Source organism: Halomonas sp. AOP12-B1-6, from assembly GCF_052379225.1.
GTDB classification, from domain to species: Bacteria; Pseudomonadota; Gammaproteobacteria; order Pseudomonadales; family Halomonadaceae; genus Vreelandella; species Vreelandella casei.
This window is the reverse complement of sequence record NZ_JBQSYK010000002.1, coordinates 344665-364547: the sequence shown is the minus strand read 5'-3', so window position 1 is coordinate 364547 and position 19883 is coordinate 344665. Positions and strand designations below refer to the sequence as shown.

The window sequence follows — 19883 nt, the reverse complement described above, 5'->3', positions numbered from 1 at the left end:
CATGACTACACGCACTCCAATGATTGAAATGCGCAGCGTCAGCAAGCACTTCGGTAGTGTCATCGCCATAAGTGATATCTCGATGCAGGTCTATTCCGGTGAGGTAATGTGCCTACTCGGAGATAATGGCGCGGGTAAGTCTACTCTGATCAAAACCCTGTCAGGCGTCCATCGACCCACTCACGGCGAGATGCTGCTGGATGGTAAGCCTGCCCGCTTTAAGTCACCCGCCTTCGCACTCGACGCCGGTATCGCCACCGTTTTCCAGGACCTGGCGATGGTGCCTTTAATGTCGATTACCCGTAACTTTTTTATGGGTCGTGAGCCGACGGTGGGCTGGGGGCCGTTCAAGCGCATCAACTGGAAATACGCCGACCGGGTTGCCAAGGAGGAAATGTCTAAAATCGGTATTGATGTACGCGACCCAAGCCAGCCAGTGGGCACGCTTTCCGGTGGGGAGCGCCAGTGTGTGGCGATTGCCCGTGCCGTCTATTTTGGCGCCAAAGTGCTGATTCTTGATGAGCCCACGTCAGCGCTGGGGGTCAAGCAGGCCTCCGTGGTACTGCGCTACATTGCTAAAGCCCGCGCGGATGGGCTTGCGGTCATCTTTATTACCCACAACGTCCACCATGCTTACCCAGTGGCCGATGCGTTCACCCTATTGTCACGCGGCGGCAGTTTAGGCTCCTTCCGCAAAGAGGAAGTCAGCCGCGAAGAAGTGCTCAATATGATGGCAGGTGGCGCAGAGCTTGAAAGCCTGGATGCAGAGCTTGCGGAATTCCAACGAGACGATAAAGCCAAGAAAGCCAGCTTAGCTGATCAAGACACTCAGCCTGCCGATGTAACAAGCAGCACTGAGCAATCTTCACCGCGAACTGCTAGCGGCTACTAAGGAAGCATGATGAATCAATTAACACCATCATCGCCGTTCACGCTGGCCGTCTGTGCTGAAATGATCTTCTGCGATTTGCCCATGATGGAGCGCATTAAGCGTATTTCTGAGCGGGGCTTCCAAGTCGAAATCTGGGACTGGACTAAGCACGACATTGATGCACTCGCCAAGAGCGGGGCGACATTTTCATCCATGACCGGCTATGTCAGCGGCACCCTGGCAGACGCCGCCGGGGCTGATGAACTGCTGCGCACCGCCACCGAGTCGGTAGAAGTCGCCAAGCGCCTGGGTATCCCGCGCCTTAACCTTCACGGCACCGGGCTAGATGGTAATGGGTTGCCCGTTAAGCCTTGCCAAGAGATGACCGGCGCTATGTGGCTCAAAGCGCGGGAAACCTTGAACCGGCTGGCGGATTTAGGCGAGCAGCACGGCGTTACCTTTGTGCTTGAAAACCTCAATACCGACGTTGACCACCCCGGCGTTCCGTTTGCTCGGTTGGCCGATGTGCTGGCGCTGGTAGAAAGCGTTGACCGGACTAGCCTGCGCATCATGTTGGACGTTTACCACGCCCAAATTGGTGAAGGCAATCTAATCGAGTTGATTCGCCGCTGCGGGCCCTACATCGGCGAAGTGCAGGTGGCTGATGTGCCTGGGCGTTGCGAGCCGGGCACCGGCGAAATTAACTATCCAGCCATTGCTAACGCGCTGAATGACATTGGCTATCGCGGCACGGTGGGCTTAGAAGGCTGGGCCGCCGAGGATGACGAATTAGCGCTGGAACGCTTTCGGTCTGCCTTTTCACTATAAGGCCGAGTCAATTCAATAAGACACCGTTAGGCCTTTGACCACTTATAACCAATGCCACGATCAGTGGCGTGGGGGAGACGTTTATGCTTCACAACGACACGCACCAGCGATCGTTAGACCTCATTTGTTTAGGACGCGTAGCTGTCGACCTATATGCCGAGCAGGTTGGTAGTCGTTTGGAAGATGTGGCCAGTTTCGCTAAATATCTAGGTGGAAGCTCCGGCAATGTGGCTTATGGCACGGCACGCCTAGGGCTAAAATCAGCCATGTTGTCACGGGTGGGTGATGAGCAGATGGGGCAGTTTGTGCGCGAAGAACTTGCGCGAGCGGGCGTTGATACGTCTGCGCTACAAACGGATGCTGAGCGCCATACCGGCCTGGTATTGCTGGCACTTAAGGATAGCGAAAGTTTCCCGCTGCTGTTTTATCGCCGCGACTGCGCCGATATGGCCATTGATGCTAATGCTATCGACCCAGACTTTATCGCCAGGGCCAAGGCGCTGGCGATTACCGGCACCCACCTTTCAACCGATACCACGCGCAAGGCGTGTCGCAAGGCATTGGAGGCGGCGGCTAACTCGGGTGTTAAACGTGTTTTGGATATCGACTATCGCCCCGTTCTTTGGGGGCTGACCAACCCAGGCGATGGTGAAACACGCTTTATCGCCGATGATTCAGTTACCGCAGACCTACAGCGCTGGTTGCCTGATTTTGACCTGATCGTCGGCACTGAGGAGGAGTTTCACATTGCCGGCGGCAGTACGGATACTTTGTCGGCCCTGCGTGCGGTACGTCAAGTAAGCGATGCCACGCTGGTGTGCAAGCTGGGGCCGCTGGGCTGCGTAGTATTAGAAGGGGCGATTCCCGAGCGCATCGAAGACGGCATTCTGGTGAAAGGGGTACAGGTCGAGGTGCTCAACGTACTGGGGGCCGGTGACGCCTTTATGAGCGGGCTATTACGCGGCTGGTTGCGCGGCGAATCCTGGCAAACCAGTGCCGATTATGCCAACGCCTGCGGGGCACTGGTGGTTTCTCGCCATGGCTGCGCCCCTGCAATGCCGACAGAAGATGAGTTGTTGGATTATTTAGCCCGCCGCGATGAGGTGCTGCGCCCCGATATCGATCAACGTCTGAACCATTTGCACCGAGTGACCACACGCGTGCCGGCCCAATGGCCTGAAGTGCTGGGGCTGGCGTTTGACCATCGCCGCCAGCTCACTGATATGGCCCGTGATGAACACACCGACCCTGCACGGTTGCCTGTGCTGAAAGAGCTTCTTGTGCAGGCAGCTCAAGAAGGCGCACGGCTAGGCAATATCACCACGCCCGCGATTTTGGTTGACGACGTATTTGGTCAAGAGGCGCTAAGCCTGGCAAGTGGCCGCGGCTGGTGGATTGGCAGGCCGGTAGAGCTACCCGGTTCTCGCCCGCTGCGCTTTCAACACGGCGACGACTTAGGTGCTTGCCTGCGCCACTGGCCACGCGAGCACATCATTAAATGCCTGGTGTTCTATCACCCTGATGACGAACTGTCGCTGCGTCTTGAGCAAGAAGAGCGCCTGCGTCAGCTGTATCAGGCCGCGTGTGCCTATGGGCTGGAGCTGTTGATCGAGATCATTCCTCCCGCTGATATGCCCAGCGACACCACCGTGCTGCCGCGCAGCCTGCAGAGGCTTTACAACCTGGGCATTTATCCCGACTGGTGGAAGCTTCCCGCCATGTCTGATGCGGCCTGGCAGGCAGTGGGCGCGATCATCGCCCGAGAAGATAGCTATTGCCGCGGCGTGGTGCTGCTCGGGCTAGACGCGCCCATGGATGACATGAAGCGCGGCTTTGAAGAAGCCGCTAAACACGCGTGCTGCAAAGGTTTTACCGTTGGGCGCACGCTGTTTGCCAGCGCCAGCCGCGATTGGTTGGCAGGGCGTATTGATGATGCCGGCCTGGTGCAGCGGGTAGCTACTAATTATGCCGAGCTGATTCAGGCATGGCAGCAGCTGCGCGAAAGCCAGCGGCACACGTTGCTTCACTCGGAGGAGGCGTAATGAGCACTATTCGACTGACCATGGCCCAGGCGTTGGTTAAGTATCTGGCCGCGCAACGTATTGAGGTTGATGGTCAAGAGGTGGCACTGTTTGAAGGCGTGTTTGCGATTTTTGGCCATGGCAATGTGGCAGGATTAGGTGAAGCGCTTTACCACGTTCAAGACCACTTGCCGACGTTTCGCGCCCACAATGAGCAAACAATGGCCCACGCGGCGATTGCGTTTGCCAAAGCCAATGGGCGCAAGCGACTGATGGCGGCCACCAGTTCCATTGGTCCGGGCGCCACCAACATGATCACCGCCGCGGCCTTGGCACACGCTAATCGTCTGCCCATCCTGCTGTTGCCGGGCGATACGTTTGCCACCCGAGCGCCTGACCCGGTGCTGCAACAGGTCGAGCATTTTGGCGACCCTTTAATCAGCGTTAACGACTGCTTTCGCCCCGTGTCGCGCTATTTCGACCGTATCAGCCGCCCGGAGCAGCTGCTAACGAGCTTGCCGCAGGCTATCGCTACGCTGCTCGATCCGGAGCACTGTGGTCCTGCAACGCTGGCACTCCCTCAAGATGTACAAACCTTTGCCTATGATTACCCCGAACGCTTTTTTGCCCCCAGGGTGCATTGCATTCGCCGCGCGCCACCAACACAGGATGAGCTTCAGCAAGCGGTTGCTGCTCTTAAGCAGGCAAAGCGCCCGTTGATCATTGCCGGTGGCGGGGTGCATTACGCGGATGCTTGCGAAACGCTGGAGCATTTTGCCCAGGCGCATGGCATACCGGTTGCCGAATCACAGGCAGGCAAAGGCGCGCTGGCGGACCGCCACCCTTGTGCGGTGGGCGCCATTGGCGTGACCGGTAGCGCTGCCGCCAACCAGTTGGCGAAGCAGGCGGATGTCATTCTGGCGATTGGCACACGGCTGCAAGATTTCACCACCGGGTCGCGGGCCTTATTTGAAAGCGGTGAGAAAACGCTCATTGCCCTTAACGTCGGCCGTTTTGATAGCCTCAAGCACCATGCGCTGCCCTTTATCAGCGATGCACGGGTGGGTTTGCAGCAGCTTGACGCTGAGCTAGCTGAATGGCATGCGCCGGATAGTTGGCGAGAACGCACCGCAACGCTCAAGCGCGAATGGGCCGATGTCGTCAATAACGTGACGGCTGACCAAGGGCTGGTATTGCCGACCGACGCCCAGGTGATCGGCGCGGTCAACCGTCAGGCAGGCGATGACTCGACCGTGGTGTGTGCTGCCGGCGGACTGCCGGGTGAGCTACATAAACTCTGGCAATGCTCAGGCCCTGGCAGCTATCACGTGGAGTATGGTTTCTCGTGCATGGGGTATGAAATTGCCGGTGGGCTGGGCGTAAAAATGGCCAAGCCCGAGCGCGAAGTGGTGGTCATGGTTGGCGACGGCAGCTATTTGATGCACAACTCAGAGCTTGCGACCTCGGTGATGCTGGGTCACAAGCTGATAGTGGTGGTGTTGGATAACCGCGGCTATGGCTGTATTAACCGCCTTCAACAGGCCACTGGCGGCGCAGGCTTTAATAACCTGCTCGAAGATTGCCGTACGGTCGAAGCTGGCGCGCCCAAAACCGACTTTGCTGCGCATGCCAAATCCTTAGGTTGCGCGTCTGAGTCAGTCACCGGTATTGCCGAGCTTGAGCAAGCACTTGTGCGTGCCCGCCAGTCTCAAACCACCTATGTGATCGCCCTGGATACCGACCCGCTACCCAGCACCCAAGAAGGCGGTGCCTGGTGGGAAGTGGCCGTGCCCGAAGTTTCTGAACGGGAAGCGGTCAATTCGGCCTACCAGAGCTACCGCGATGCCAAGCAGCAACAAGCGCGTTAGTCGAGCATGCTTAAACAATCATAAGGAATCACATTATGCCCACGGTAACATTAGGCATTAATCCGCTCACATGGACGAACGACGACCTACCTAGTTTAGGCGCGATGACCTCCCTGGAAACCTGCCTGAAAGAAGGGCGCGAAGCAGGCTTTAGCGGCTTTGAGCTGGGCAACAAGTTTCCGCGTACGCCGGATGCTTTGGGGCAAGTGCTCAATAGCCACAACCTCGCACTGGTGTCTGGCTGGTACTCGGCACAGTTGCTAGCGCGTAGCCCTGAAGAAGAGATTGAAGCCATACAAGACCACATGAATTTGCTCAAACAGTGCGGTGCTAAGGTCATGGTGTTGTGTGAAGTCACTCACTGTGTGCACGGTGATCAGCAGCGCCCGCTTTCCCAGCGTCCTCACCTGGCCGAAGCCGATTGGCAGCGCCTTACCCACGGGCTGAATGTGGTCGGCGACTACCTTAAATCGCAAGGCATACAGCTGGTCTATCACCATCACCTGGGCACGGTGATTGAAAGCCAGGTAGACGTCGAACGCTTGATGGATAACACCAGCGGAGATGTCGGTTTATTGCTGGACTTTGGCCACCTGCGGGGTGCCGACGGTGACCCGCTCGCCATTGCCAAGCGCTACAGCGATCGCATCCACCACGTGCACTGTAAAGACCTGCGCTTCCCGGTGCTGGAAGCCGTGCGTAATCGCGATAAGAGCTTTTTAAATGGCGTGCTTGACGGCATGTTTACGGTGCCGGGCGATGGCGATATCGATTTCTTACCTGCCTTAACGCATCTCTGTGAACAAGGGTATCAAGGCTGGCTGGTGGTTGAAGCTGAACAGGACCCAGAGGTAGCTCACCCGCTGACCTACGCCCGTTTGGGCCACCGCAATTTACGCCAACTTGCCGAGCAGGCAGGGTTTGATATTGCCGACGCCACTATTACCGCTACTGTTTAATTAAGGAATTTTTATGCTGACGTTATCGAATTTTTTAAAGGGCAAGCGCCTTTCAAACCACAGTGAGCGTTTTGCGCCGGTTTATAATCCTGCTACGGGAGTACAAAGCGCTCAGGTCGCTCTAGCATCTGCTGACGAGGCGCGAGAAGCTGTACGCATAGCGGATGAAGCATTTGGCGCCTGGTCCAAAACCTCACCGCTTAAGCGTGCCCGGATACTGTTTAAATTTAAAGAATTGGTCGAGCAGCATACTGACGAGCTGGCGCGCCTTATTTCCAGCGAACACGGCAAGGTGTTTTCTGACGCCAAAGGCGAAGTGACCCGCGGTCTGGAAGTGGTCGAGTTTGCCTGTGGCATTCCTCACCTACAAAAGGGCGAGCACTCCATGAACGTGGGCACCGGGGTCGATAGCTACTCCATGATGCAGCCGCTGGGTGTCTGTGCCGGTATCTCGCCGTTTAACTTCCCCGCCATGGTGCCGCTTTGGATGTTCCCCATTGCGCTGGCCTGTGGCAATACTTTTGTAATGAAGCCATCAGAAAAAGACCCTTCTACGCCGTTACGCTTAGCCGAACTGTTAACGGAAGCAGGGCTACCGGACGGCGTCTTTAACGTCGTCAACGGGGATAAAGAAGCGGTGGATGTACTACTGACGGATGAGCGGGTGCAGGCGGTGAGCTTTGTCGGCTCCACGCCGATTGCTGAATACATTTACGCGACCGCATCCAAGCATGGCAAGCGTGTTCAAGCACTGGGCGGGGCAAAAAACCATATGGTGATTATGCCCGATGCGGATCTTGACCAGGCGGTGAGTGCACTGATGGGCGCCGCTTACGGCTCGGCGGGTGAGCGCTGTATGGCGATTTCTGTTGCTGTGCCTGTCGGCGAAGAGACCGCCCAGCGCCTGCGTGAAAAACTGGTGGCGGAGCTTGATAAGCTAACGGTTGGCCCCGGCTTGGTCGATGGTCCTGATAACGATATGGGTCCGTTAATTACCCGTGAGCACCGTGACAAAGTGGCGGGGTATATCCAGACCGGCGTAGACGAAGGGGCTGAGTTGGTCGTCGATGGGCGCGAGACCGTCATTGATGGTGCCGGCGATGGCTACTTCATTGGTGGCACCCTGTTTGACCACGTGACGCCCAGCATGCGTATTCATTCAGAAGAAATTTTTGGCCCCGTATTGGCGATCACTCGTGTGGAAAGCTTCGACGATGCCGTCGCGATGATCAATGCCCACGAGTACGGCAACGGTACGGCGATCTTTACCCGCGATGGCGATGCCGCTCGTCAATACTGCGAACAAATCCAGGTAGGCATGGTGGGCGTCAACGTACCCATCCCGGTGCCTATGGCGTTCCACAGCTTCGGTGGCTGGAAGCGCTCTTTGTTCGGCCCCTTACACATGCATGGTCCTGATGGAGTGCGTTTCAATACGCGTATGAAAACGATTACGCAACGCTGGCCTAGCGGTATTCGCGAAGAGACCAACCATTTCTCAATGCCCACGATGTAAAACATCTCATTAATAAAAGACACACGGGGAGTTGCCAGCGTTAATCGTTAGGCAACCGCCCTTTGATGGCTTAAAGAATGCTTATAAGAGTGGGTGCAATAATGAATTCTATAAACCTCACAACCAAACAATTGGTTTATATCATCAGAGTCAGCCTGATAGCGACGCTAGGCGGACTATTATTTGGCTATGACACCGCTGTTATATCCGGTGCAATTGGCCCTATTTCTAGCTACTTCAGCTTGACGCCCGCGCAAACGGGGTGGGCTGTTTCTTCTGTTGTCGTGGGCTGTGTGGTGGGTGCCATTGGGGCGGGCCAAATCGCGTTAGCGTTTGGTAGGAAACGCAGTTTTCTAATCGCAGCATTATTATTTATTGCCTCTGCTGCGGGATCAGCTCTCGCTGAAAATTTCATGGTATTTAGCCTTTGGCGTATTGTTGGCGGAGCCGCCGTAGGCTTGGCCAGCGTCATTGCACCCATGTATATCTCAGAAATATCGCCAAGCAATTTGCGAGGTCGAACGGTTAGTCTTTTCCAACAATCGATTGTCTTCGGCCAAATGGTGGTCTTTTTTGTTAATTACTTTATCGCCAAAGGCGTCACCGAAACATGGCTACAAGATGTTGGCTGGCGTTGGATGCTGGGGTCTGAAGTTATTCCCGCTCTGCTGTTTGCATTGCTATTACCGTTAATTCCAGAGTCACCCAGGTGGCTGGTGTTACGTGGCAAACAGGAACAGGCAAGAAATATTATTGCCCGATTCACCCCGGCGCATCATATCGATCATGTCATGAATGACATCAATCGCTCGTTTCAAGACATTCGCCGCAGTACGCGGTTGAGCCTGCTGACGCCGGGTTTGTTCGGCATCGTCGCTCTTGGGGTGTTTATCTCCTCGGCCCAGCAGTTTACCGGTATCAATGTGGTGATGTATTACGCACCGGAAGTGCTTGGCAAAGTCACCGGCGATCACGAGTCGGCTTTGTTACAAACCTCCATTATGGGGGTGACGTTCGTCCTGGGTAATGCATTAGGCATGCTGCTAATTGACCGGGTGGGACGCATTCCATTGCTCGTTGTTGGCACCATAGGCAGCGCGTTGAGCATGACGCTACTTGGCCTCACCTTCTATCTCGAAATGGTGGGTTATGCGGCGTTAGTGTGTCTCATTATTTATGTGGTGTCCTTTGCCATCTCATGGGGATGCGTATGCTGGACACTGATTTCAGAGCTATTTCCTAATCGTATTCGATCACGTGCGATGGCACTGGCTGTGGCCTGCCAGTGGCTCGCTGGTATTATCGTGACACAAACCTTTCCGATGATGGACCGCAGCCCCACCCTGCAAGCCTTGTTTAATGGGGGGTTCAGTTTCTGGCTATATGCGGCGTTTAGCCTTCTCAGCCTATTTTTCGTCCTGCGCTTTGTGCCAGAAACCAAAGGCTACGAGCTGGAAGAAATAGAAGCCATTACGCTGGAAAAGCTAAAAGGTAAAGCACCGCTGGTCAGCCAGCCTTCTTAATGCAGCATGTCCTATTTACTTATTCATTGATTATTATAGGTGTGTGATGAAAGAGATTAAAATTGGTCTCATTGGCACCGGTTTTATGGGTAAAGCGCATGCCATTGCGTTTAACGCAGCGCCTAGCGTTTTTGAACTCCCAGCTAAGCCCGTGTGTGAGCTGTTGGCGGATGTAAATCTTTCGATGGCAAAAAGCCGGGCGAGTGCTTGGGGATTTTCTAGGGCCACAGATGATTGGCGTGCGCTGGTAGCGGACAGCGACGTAGACGTGGTGGATATTTGCTCGCCTAACTTCTTGCATAAAGAAATGGCGCTTGCAGCCATTGCCGCTGGTAAGCATGTGTATGCGGAGAAGCCGCTGGCGCTAAGCGCCGCGGATGCTGACGAGATGGTCGCGGCCGCTGAGCGTGCTGGAGTGAAAACGCTAGTTGGCTTTAATTATATTCGTAATTCAGCCACTCAGCTGGCGCGAGAAATCGTGCTAAGTGGTGAAATTGGCGAACTGATCCATTTCCGTGGGCGGCACAATGAAGACTACCTACTTGACCCTCAAAAACCCAACGACTGGCATACGCTGCGTGCCACGGCAGGGGCTGGTGCGTTAGGCGATGTCGGCTCGCATATTCTTAATATGGCAGAGTTTCTGACTGGCCAGCGCATTACATCGGTATGTGGTCAGCTACAGACGGTGATTCCCATGCGTCCAAAGGCAGATGGTAGCGGGATGGCCCAGGTTGAAAACGACGATCAAGCGCAAGCAATGCTGCGCTTCAGTGACGGGCTTATTGGCAATATCGAAACGTCACGCGTGGCGGCAGGGCGAAAAATGGGCCTTGCCTACACGCTAACCGGCACCAAAGGCGCCATTGTGTTCGACCAAGAGCGTATGAGTGAACTACAGCTTTATCGCCACGAGGGACCGAATGGGCGCCGCGGGTTTATGACGCTGTTGACGGGCCCTGAACATCCCGACTATGCGGCGTTTAGCCCGGCGCCTGGCCATGGTTTGGGCTATAATGACCAGAAAATTATCGAAGTACGTGACTTGATTGAAGGGATTGTTAACGACCGCCCGTTGTATCCTGATTTTCGTGAGGCTGCCCGCGTGAATTACCTCATTGATGCCATCGAAAAATCCGACCAGGCAGGGCAGTGGGTGACGGTATAGGCAACTTATGACCAGACGCGGACGTCTTTTCAAAAGCGCTCCAGTGTCTGCCTAAGAAGCAAAAATTACAAAATAATCAGCGTGGCTAAGCCTAGGAAAGATAAAAAGCCCACTACATCGGTAACGGTAGTTAAAATCACCGCGGCCGAAAGGGCCGGGTCAATTTGCAGTCTTTTCAATACCAGTGGGATCAGTACGCCCGATACGTTGGCCAGGCTCATATTGATAAAAATCGCCAGTGTGATCACCAGCGTAATCAGCGGGTCTCTAAACCACAGGTAGGAAATAAAGCCGACCACTAACGACCACACCAGGCCATTACTCATGCCCACCCACAGCTCTTTGTTATACAGCCAGCGTTTATTATTTCCTGCAAGCTGACCAAGTGCCAAGCCACGAATCACCACGGTCAGGGTTTGGCTGCCGGCAATGCCGCCCATGCTGGCCACGACCGGCATCAAGATGGCCAAGGCAACGATTTGATCTAGCACGGCTTCAAACTGGCCGATAACAAACGCCGCTAAAAAGGCCGTCAACAAGTTAATGCCCAGCCAGATACCCCTGCTTTTCGCGCTGCGCATAATCGGGGTAAAGACTTCTTCTTCGTCACTGACGCCCGACAAATGCTTTAACGTCATGTCAGCATCATCTTGCGTGATTTCGAGTACGTCAGTGGCATTTAGCTGGCCGACCAATAAGCCGTCACTATCGCAGACCGGCACAAAGTGGAGTTCTTTAGAGCGCAATAATGCTGCCGCGTCACCGACTTTCATTTGGTCATTGAGGGTAAAAAAATCATCCATATAATCATCAACCACAGCATCTTGTGGCTGTTTGATTAAGTCGATTAAGGTCAGGGTGCCAAGCAGGCGCTTATCCTTATCGGTGATCATAATTTGCTGCGATTCATCATCAAGCAGGTGGTAGATTCGAATATAACGTTGCACGGCTTCTAGCGAGACGCCTTGTTTTACATTGACCGTTTCAGGATCCATGTAACGCCCCACCACATTGTCTTCATAGGCGTGAAGGTTCTCAACTTGCGCGCGAATCTCTTGGTCTAAACTGGCGTAAACACTGGTTTTGATAGCCTCGTCAGCAACATCTAATACCTCTGCGACTTCTTGCGCATCCAGCCCTTTAACAATTTGCTCTACGTCGCTTGCCGATAAATCTTCAATATAGTCGGCACGAATCTCTTCATCGACTTCTGCCAGCACTTCACCAATGAATTCTTCAGGGATGTATTCCCAAAGCAAGTCGCGGGTTTTAGCAGGAAAAGACTCAAGTGTGCGCGCAATCTCTAAGGTGTCGAGCTCAGTGAAAAGCGCTTTTAACGCGCTTGTATCTTCCTCGTCTAACCGCTTTTGAAGATACAGCAGCTGCTCTTCAGTATTGGAGTATTGGTCATCATCGCGCATAGAGCCCGTCCTCTGGGAAATTAGTTCTCAATCCATTCACGTGAAAGTTCTTGATGGTTTGCCATAGATTTTATCGACAGGCTTGTTTGAAAGCCATTCATGCTATCTGTAAAAACGTTGTCTTAATTAGAAAACATGATGAAGATTGGCTGTTTTTAGTTCTGAGAGCACTTGAGGGAGCATTACCGACTGATTGAAGCTAATGCTCAGACGGTACTGCTAAGCTGGCTTTGTTCATTAAGGACAAAAGCTGCAGGTCTGGGGGAGGTGATATGAGACTTTCAATGTCGTTATGTACCCTGCCGAATTGCCCCTGATCTCATAGATGTTTCATATAGTTTCATAGAATAATCTCAGCAGGGCGTCAGGTGAAACCTGGTCGCCAAGAAACTATTTGTTAAGAGTGGCGAAGGGAGTTAATTGAAGCACGGTAGGGGCAAATATTAGGCCTCCTTTTTCCTAATTATAATTATTTTCTTACCGGTTCATGTCAAGCCAGAATTTAATATTGCCAACCAATAGCTCATGATTTTATGTCCATTTAGCGTATTTTGGCCTTGCGTTGTCTGACGATTAAACTACATTAAGTATTAGCTTCATTGTGCAGCTCTATTTTTTTTGCACAAAAATGATCAATGTACTCCAAGTGGATTCATTTGATCAAAACGAGGTTGGCTCACAGCTCACGAGCTTTGAGTTAGGTTTCTAGCTCTGCATTTGTAATTCTATAGAAGTGCTTTACAAGCTATGCCTTCTGACTCCAATGGAGGCATAACATGAATAAAAGGAGAGATGGTAATGTTTACATTTGATAAACCGAAGAAAGAGAACGGTGTTCCTCCTGCTGGTGGTGACGGCGGCGGTGGAGGTATTGATGTTGGCCAGCTGAAGCAGGTCTTCGAAGAAGCTGCTCAAAAATCCATGGAAGTGAGCAAGGCCAAGACGGAGGGTAATACGGAGGTTGATACCGCCAAGTCCTCTCGTCCAAACAACTGAGGATTGCCATCATATCGGTCAGTGGTGGTATTTGCCGCCGCTGGCTGTTGATAACGCTTTTGTAGTCTCAACGGTTTTATTTTCCTCTTGCCAGCCGCTGGAAGTAATTTGTAGCAGCAGGCAGGAGGTTTATTGATAGGTATTTGCTCATGGCCTCTTCTTTCACGACATCTATTGGTTCGTTATTCACTCCGTCCGCAGGTGTTTATTCGACGATTCAAGTGACTGGGGGTGTTCATCAGGGCGTAGCTGTGTCCCTGGAGCAAGCTGTATGCCGTATCGGCGCTGCGGAGCCGGCGGATGTGATGCTCTGCGATGAGGGTGTCGCTGCTGAGCATGTCATCCTGCGGTTTCACGCCCGGATGGTAGCAATTGAAGCAGTTGGTGGGGAGGTTATCATTGGCGGCGAAACGCTGGCGCAAGGCACTGGACGGCGCATCGACTTGCCTACGACTCTCGCTATGGGGGACGCCCGGCTGCGACTCTCGCGTCCTGAGACCTCTTTGCCGCCCGCCTTGCGATCGGCTTACGAGGCAGTTGAGTCAGCATTGCGCGCCACCCGTGACTCGCTGCCGCATAAGCTGTTGTCGCGAAGACGCCATTCTTCCGGGGGCGAGCGAGTTGGACGTGGAGCCGTGTTAACTGCGCTTTGCACAATTATCGGTATCGCTGGCGTTTATCAGTTAGTGGGAGTGGACGAAGCGGGCGCTAATATTTCTGCCGAAGCTCTACATTCGACCGCTACTTTATATCCTCAAGCGGTAGAGGCGGCACTGACAAGCGATCAGCACGAAACGCCTGCGGAGGCCTTGGAGGGTCGATTGAAACAGGCTGATCTTGATGGGCTACAGGTGAGCGATGCCGGCAACCATCTGGTAGTGTCGGGCGAATTCGCGCCCGAGCGGCATGAGGATTGGCAGGGAGTGCAGCGCTGGTTCGATCAGCGCTACGGCAGCAGCCAAGTATTGGTCAGTAATGCCAAATTGAGCCTGATTGCTGACCAGCCAACTTTTCGTTTTCAGGCTGTTTGGCTGGGTGATAACCCTTATGTCATTGGTGCCAAAGGCGAGAGATTGTACACGGGGGCATCTTTGCCGGAAGGCTGGGTGCTTGCCGCTATCGGCGACGAAAGGGTTACCTTGCGCCGTGGCGACGAACAGTTTTTTCTGACGCTGTAGGACGAGTTAATGAGAATTGCGCCTGATCGCGCTAACGTCACCGAAAATCCTCGGCATGATGAGCCGGTAGAGGCTAAGGCGCGTCCTGTTGATATCAACGCTGACAGACTCGTTGACTCGGGACTCCAATCTGGCTTTGATCGCGCGTTGGATAATACTCGGGGGCGCCGCGAGGGAGATGACTCTTTAATTAGTCGCGTGGAGCGAGAATCGACGCCGGCAATCGGGGGGCCATCCCTTTATAGCGGTGAGCGGAGCATTGAGTTGCTGCAACACGTAGTGGATAACATTTTGCCCAGGCTTGAGGCTGAAGGCGATGCTACCGAGCTTGCCTCCCAGTTGATTTATGAAGAGATTGCCTTGCGCCAGGAATGGGAGGCGCGACGCGCCGAGGAGGGTGCGACGTGACTGACGACAGTGACCGCCACGCCGCCGAATTGTTACATATGCTGGGGCACTTGTACGTGAAAAGCGGTGAACGTAAGCGTGGGTTGGTGCTATTGCTGCTTGCCTCGCACATAGTGCCAGCTCATACCGGCATCCTTCACACCCTTATCCAAGCTTTTATCGTTAACGGCGATGTCCCGCGTGCGCTGAATGCGGTCGAACGTCTTGAATATGTGGAAGGGCATACGCCGATTCTGTCGCTGCTGCAGAGTCGGGCACTGTGGGTCGATGGTAGGCACGATGATGCGCGGCGGTGCTTTCAAGACTATCTACAGCGCCGGGAGGATAGATGAGCGGTCTGTTAACTCGACTCAATGTCATCGCGCAACGTGCAGCGCAGCGCAGTGATGTAGTGATCGCCAGCTTTATCGTGCTGGCAGTCGTCATGATGATTATTCCGCTGCCGACCGCCCTGGTCGATGCTCTAATCGGTATCAATATTGGTTTTAGTCTGCTGATCCTGATCGTCGCGTTCTATATCTCTCACCCTGTCGACTATTCGTCGCTGCCGCCGATTATTCTTTTGGCGACGCTGTTTCGTTTGGCACTATCGATTAGTACCACGCGCCTTATTCTGCTAGAGGGATATGCTGGTCAGATGGTGTCTGCCTTCGGTAACTTCGTCATTGCTGGCGAGGTAGTCATAGGTCTCGTGGTTTTCCTGATCATAACAATCGCCCAGTTCTTGGTGATTACTAAAGGCGCCGAGCGGGTCGCCGAAGTGGCTGCCCGCTTCATCTTGGATGCGATGCCGGGCAAGCAGATGAGTATTGATAATGATCTGCGCAACGGCGACATAGACGCGGGAGAAGCGCGAACTCGTCGTCAGCGCTTGGAGCGCGAAAGTCAGTTGTATGGCTCTATGGATGGTGCCATGAAATTCGTTAAGGGTGACGCTATCGCGAGTTTGGTGATTCTATGCGTTAACTTGATCGGAGGGCTGTTGATAGGCATGCTCAAACGTGACATGGCATTCGGTGAGGCTGTGAACACTTATTCGCTGTTGACTGTCGGCGATGGGCTTATTGCTCAGATCCCTGCGCTGCTCATCGCGGTCGGTGCTGGCACTGTGGTGACGCGAGTTAATTCTGATCAGGCTGGTGATCTCGGCAGTGAAATCATCGCGCAGTTGGGCAATAACGCGCGGGCGTTGGAACTAACCGCCGTCGTCCTCTTCTTTGCCGCCTTCATTCCTGGGTTCGCTACTACCGTGTTTTTGGTACTGGCCGCCGGCCTTGGTTTGGCTGCATGGTGCGTGCGGCGCCGAGCGAGGCATGATAAACGTGACATAGAAGAGACTGTTGAGGTGGTGAGTAACGCCGATGAAGCGACATCAGCGCCTGCAGCATCAGCGGCCACAATGCCGGAGCCACCAGCAGAAGAGGCGTTTCCGACAGCAGGGTATCGACTGATGGTATCACTGGATATTGCCCTGGAAGAGGCTCTGTCCCTTGACGAGCTGCATGGCTTGTTGAACGCTACGAGGCAGCGTGTGGGGCTGGAGCTTGGCGTCGAGATGCCGAATGTCGGTGTACGCGTGCTACCGACAATGCAGGCGCGACGCATTAGCATAGAACTCGATGAAGTACCGGTTTTGGAAGGCGATATCCCCGCTGGGCGAGTATTACTTGACGACGATCCTATCCACCTACAGCTACTGGATGTCGAGTGCCATGAGCATCCGCCACTAAGTGGCCGTGCGCCGGGCCTCTGGGTGGACGACAGCGAGCTAGCGCGCCTTGAGGAGTCGGGCATTGGCTACCGGACGGTCGAGCGAGTGCTGTGTGACTGTCTGGAGCGAGTGCTAGGTCGCTACGCAGGAGAGTTCGTCGGTATCCAGGAGACTCGGGCTTTGTTATCGCGCATGGAACAGGATTACGCGGAGCTTGTTGGCGAAGCTATAAGGGTTGTGTCGTTGCAAAAGATGGCTGATGTGCTAAGACGCCTAGTAGAAGAAGGTGTGCCCATACGAGCTCTGCGTACCATCCTTGAGGCGATGGTGACATGGGGAGGGCAGGAGCAGAACGTAGTGCGCTTGGTGGAGCGGATTCGCGCCGCTCTTGCCCGCCAGATATGTTATCGCTACGCACGAGCAGACAGGGTTCTGCCGGCCTGGGTAATTACACGCCAGCTCGAGGAAGTGGTTCGGACCTCGCTACGTAGTTCTGGTGGCGGCACTCGCAACGGTGGCTTGCCGATACGCTTGTCGCGATCACTGAACGGTTGGTTCCAACAACGATTGGGCGAGCTGGATGCAGATGTGGCTCCGGTGATCATTACCTCCAGTGATATTCGCCCAGTGCTGCAACAGTGGGCCAAGCGCTACCAACTGGATCTACCGGTCATTGCCTGGCAGGAGGTCGCCTCGGAATTCAATTTGCATGTGCTGGCGCAGGTGAAAATACCGGTAACATCGCCACGAGATACCGATCAAAAGGCTGACACCTCGGAAGAGTAAAAGACCGCTATAACAATATATTTCAGTATGGAGTCAACCTGTGAAAGTAACATTATGCATGACACTGCTCAGTTTTAGAGCGATGACCGAAGATACTGATCGACGTGTAATGGCTCGCGTTCTGACGCCTCTCATATTGCTGTTGACGATGATGGCTGGTCATGCCCATGGGCAGTCTGGTGAGCGTTCTCTCAGCCTGGAAACGGGGCAAGGGCTAATCTTACGTTTTAACCAGGATGTGTCATCGGTGTTTGTTGCCAACCCTGAGATTGCCGATGTTCAGGTAGTATCACCCGGTGTTCTTTATTTATTCGGCAAGCAGTATGGGGATACCAATCTCATCGCGCTTGGCCCCGATGATAGTACCGAAGCCTCCATGCGCCTAGAGGTCAGTGATGGCGCTCAGGGGGCTAATCGGGCGTTGCACGCTGCCGATGCTGGCACACCGATCCATCTACGGGTGGCTGGTAACCAATTGCTGGCCGAAGGACAAAGTCAGAGTGTCGAAAGCGCTCTTGCCACTCAAGCCACACTTGAACGCCAGGCACCGGGGGAGGGCGCGGCGCAGAATAACTCCACCTACGAGGGAGCCACTCAGATTAATCTTCGCGTGCGTTTCGCAGAGGTAGCCCGTGAGGAGTTGTTGGAGTATGGCATCAGTTGGAGCGCGCTGATCAACAACGGCTCGCTCTCGGTGGGTGTCTTGCCGGGCTCTATGGCTGGCAATGCGTTTGGCACTGTGGGTAGCGGCGTCGATGGCGTTGATGGTCTACTCCAAGCTCTGCAGAGGAATAATTTGCTGCAGATCCTGGCGGAGCCCAACATCACTGCTGTTACCGGCGAAACCGCTAGTTTTCTTGCTGGAGGAGAAATTCCCATTCCGGTACCGGTTGGCAATGATCTGGTAGGTATTGAGTATAAGCAGTTTGGGGTCTCGCTAATGTTTACGCCAGTCCTGTTGCCTAACGAACGTATATCGTTGGAGGTACGGCCTGAGGTTAGCAGCTTGACCAGCAGCGGTGTTGAGATCGGTGGCATCAGTGTGCCCGGGCTGCAGGTGCGCCGAGCGGATACCGTGGTTGAAGTGGGAAGTGGTCAGACCTTTGCTATCGCAGGATTATTCCAGCGCGACGCCTCCAATGCCATTGAGCGGGTGCCAGTGTTGGGTGACTTGCCGATCTTGGGGAACCTGTTTCGATCTCGTCGTTTTCAGCGCAGTGAAACTGAGCTCGTTATTCTGATTACTCCCTATATCGTCGAGCCTGTGACACAGCCATTGCGTACACCGTTGGCTCAAGGGCGGGCTGATAACGGCTATTTGCAGGTCAATGGCGAGGCACTCCCCAGGCAAGCGGTACGGGACGATCCCTTCGGCTTCTATCTACAATAAGAGTGAGGAGCACGTGGTGATAACGACAAAGCCTAAGGCTATTTGGCGGCTAGTGCCTCTGCTGCTGTTGCTAGGAGGATGTTCTTCATCAATGGGGCCGATGTCCTGGGATACGGGCTACCACGCAACCGGCGTGGATGATACCACCGAACAGCGGCTTTTGCTGGCCCCTCACCTCTGTCATTTACCGGCCTCAAAGACTGGCATCGTTGCCCTACCTCCAGGTTGTGCGAACGACCTTAATTTGCAGTTCATGGTTGAACGGCCACGGGATCTGCTGCAAGGGCGAGACATGGGGCCATCGAGCGCGGAGCCGTTGGCCCGAGCGGCTCGGGAACGGCTCTCTAATCGCGAGCACAGTCAGCGGCGGCGACAACGACTAGAGGAAGAGGCGAGGGGGGTGGGCCGCTATGCCACAACGAGCGACATGTAGCTGTCGCCTCATTAATATCCGGCGAGCCCGATGGCACGAGCCCGTTCGCCGATGTCGGGCAAGGCGCGAATGCGCTGGGCTTGTTCGATTAGTGATTGGCGCTGTGATGCTGGCATATCGGGAATCTCGATCGTTTCCGCCTGTTGGGTATCGCCAGCTAGTATCAGAATTAAAATCAGGCTATGGAAGTGGCGGTCCTCGGCCAGCGGGGAAGAGGCGACATCGCGTATGTGGGCTACTGCAGTAGCGTGTTGTCCGGCCAGGGACTGGGCTAGCGCCAAATTGGTCTGTGCGTCGGGGGCATCTGGTAGCAGTTCTGCTGCTCGCGAAAAGGAAGAGACTGCGGCTTCGCCCTCTTTCACGCCCAGTAAAGCCTGCGCGGCGCCTAGGCGGCTCCAGGCGGTGGGAGTGTCAAGTGCCGGTGCTGCTCGGCGTAGGTTGCGCAACGCACTTTCGACCTTGTCGAGCCGCAGCTGGGTCGATCCGAGGCCGAGCAGGGCCGTTGGGGAGTCGATGTTCTTTTCCAGTGCGGCTCGGTACGAGCGCAGTGCTCCCTGCAGATCGCCGCTAGCGAGTCGTGCGTCGCCAAGCCGGACGTTGATATTGACGTCTTCATCCGATAGCTCAGCTGCACGTTCATAGAGGGTGGTGGCGGTGGCGTAGTCACCCTGGGCAGCGATGTCATCGGCCAAAGACAATAAGCTAGACTCTTCGGCTTGCTCGGCAGTGGTCGCGCAGGCAACTAGCAACGAGCAGGACAACAGGATGGGAAGGCGTATGCAGTATCGCATCGACATTGGACGCTC

General features: G+C 54.6%; 17 protein-coding genes. 15 read left to right on the top strand and 2 right to left on the bottom strand.

What is annotated here, in order from left to right; all coding sequences use genetic code 11:
• Position 1 precedes the first annotated feature (1 nt).
• The 8 genes from ACT3TR_RS06985 to ACT3TR_RS06950 all read left to right on the top strand — a co-directional run bounded on the left by ACT3TR_RS06985 (position 2) and on the right by ACT3TR_RS06950 (position 10754).
• Complete coding sequence (locus tag ACT3TR_RS06985) at positions 2-892, top strand: ATP-binding cassette domain-containing protein (protein ID WP_096277419.1); 891 nt, start codon at positions 2-4, stop codon at positions 890-892.
• Between the two features lie 9 nt (positions 893-901).
• Positions 902-1699: a TIM barrel protein gene (locus ACT3TR_RS06980; protein WP_096277421.1), complete on the top strand. Its 798-nt coding sequence runs from the start codon at positions 902-904 to the stop codon at positions 1697-1699.
• Between the two features lie 83 nt (positions 1700-1782).
• Positions 1783-3741: a bifunctional 5-dehydro-2-deoxygluconokinase/5-dehydro-2-deoxyphosphogluconate aldolase gene (locus tag ACT3TR_RS06975; protein WP_444624882.1), complete on the top strand. Its 1959-nt coding sequence runs from the start codon at positions 1783-1785 to the stop codon at positions 3739-3741.
• The gene (iolD, locus tag ACT3TR_RS06970; protein ID WP_444624883.1) at positions 3741-5588 is read left to right on the top strand and encodes a 3D-(3,5/4)-trihydroxycyclohexane-1,2-dione acylhydrolase (decyclizing); all 1848 of its coding nucleotides are present in this window, start codon (positions 3741-3743) and stop codon (positions 5586-5588) included. Before ACT3TR_RS06975 ends, iolD begins: the two co-directional genes overlap by 1 nt.
• 35 nt (positions 5589-5623) lie before the next feature.
• Positions 5624-6547 carry a myo-inosose-2 dehydratase gene (gene iolE / locus ACT3TR_RS06965; protein ID WP_444624884.1) on the top strand — a complete coding sequence of 308 codons (924 nt, stop codon included), beginning with the start codon at positions 5624-5626 and terminating at the stop codon, positions 6545-6547.
• A gap of 13 nt (positions 6548-6560) precedes the next feature.
• On the top strand, positions 6561-8063 hold the full coding sequence (locus ACT3TR_RS06960; RefSeq protein ID WP_444624885.1) for a CoA-acylating methylmalonate-semialdehyde dehydrogenase: 1503 nt from the start codon (positions 6561-6563) through the stop codon (positions 8061-8063).
• Positions 8064-8164: 101 nt separating this feature from the next.
• Positions 8165-9586, top strand: coding sequence for a sugar porter family MFS transporter (locus tag ACT3TR_RS06955; protein ID WP_444624886.1), 1422 nt, complete (start codon positions 8165-8167; stop codon positions 9584-9586).
• A 46-nt stretch (positions 9587-9632) separates the two neighbouring features.
• Entirely contained in the window at positions 9633-10754 is a 1122-nt protein-coding gene (locus ACT3TR_RS06950; protein ID WP_444624887.1) for a Gfo/Idh/MocA family protein, read from the top strand.
• Positions 10755-10819: 65 nt separating this feature from the next.
• On the opposite strand, the gene mgtE is transcribed toward ACT3TR_RS06950, so the two are convergent.
• Positions 10820-12175: a magnesium transporter gene (gene mgtE, locus ACT3TR_RS06945; protein ID WP_444624888.1), complete on the bottom strand. Its 1356-nt coding sequence runs from the start codon at positions 12173-12175 to the stop codon at positions 10820-10822.
• Positions 12176-12973: 798 nt separating this feature from the next.
• Here mgtE and ACT3TR_RS06940 point away from each other — a divergent pair.
• The 7 genes from ACT3TR_RS06940 (at position 12974) to ACT3TR_RS06910 (ending at position 19077) form a co-directional block, all read left to right on the top strand.
• The gene (locus ACT3TR_RS06940) at positions 12974-13171 is read left to right on the top strand and encodes a hypothetical protein (RefSeq protein ID WP_096277437.1); all 198 of its coding nucleotides are present in this window, start codon (positions 12974-12976) and stop codon (positions 13169-13171) included.
• Between the two features lie 149 nt (positions 13172-13320).
• Positions 13321-14349, top strand: a complete 1029-nt coding sequence (locus ACT3TR_RS06935) for a SctD/MshK family protein (RefSeq protein ID WP_096277439.1) — start codon at positions 13321-13323, stop codon at positions 14347-14349.
• 9 nt (positions 14350-14358) lie between these two features.
• Entirely contained in the window at positions 14359-14757 is a 399-nt protein-coding gene (locus ACT3TR_RS06930) for a hypothetical protein (RefSeq protein ID WP_096277441.1), read from the top strand.
• On the top strand, positions 14754-15089 hold the full coding sequence (locus ACT3TR_RS06925) for a tetratricopeptide repeat protein (RefSeq protein WP_217990270.1): 336 nt from the start codon (positions 14754-14756) through the stop codon (positions 15087-15089). Before ACT3TR_RS06930 ends, ACT3TR_RS06925 begins: the two co-directional genes overlap by 4 nt.
• Positions 15086-17254, top strand: coding sequence for a type III secretion system export apparatus subunit SctV (gene sctV / locus ACT3TR_RS06920; protein ID WP_096277443.1), 2169 nt, complete (start codon positions 15086-15088; stop codon positions 17252-17254). The genes ACT3TR_RS06925 and sctV overlap by 4 nt, the downstream gene beginning before the upstream one ends.
• A gap of 40 nt (positions 17255-17294) precedes the next feature.
• Positions 17295-18644, top strand: a complete 1350-nt coding sequence (locus tag ACT3TR_RS06915; protein WP_444624889.1) for a type II and III secretion system protein family protein — start codon at positions 17295-17297, stop codon at positions 18642-18644.
• Positions 18645-18660: 16 nt separating this feature from the next.
• Positions 18661-19077 carry a hypothetical protein gene (locus ACT3TR_RS06910; protein ID WP_141393025.1) on the top strand — a complete coding sequence of 139 codons (417 nt, stop codon included), beginning with the start codon at positions 18661-18663 and terminating at the stop codon, positions 19075-19077.
• Between the two features lie 11 nt (positions 19078-19088).
• Here the strand turns inward: ACT3TR_RS06910 and ACT3TR_RS06905 are convergent, their stop codons facing one another.
• Positions 19089-19874, bottom strand: coding sequence for a tetratricopeptide repeat protein (locus ACT3TR_RS06905; RefSeq protein WP_176483356.1), 786 nt, complete (start codon positions 19872-19874; stop codon positions 19089-19091).
• Positions 19875-19883 lie beyond the last annotated feature (9 nt).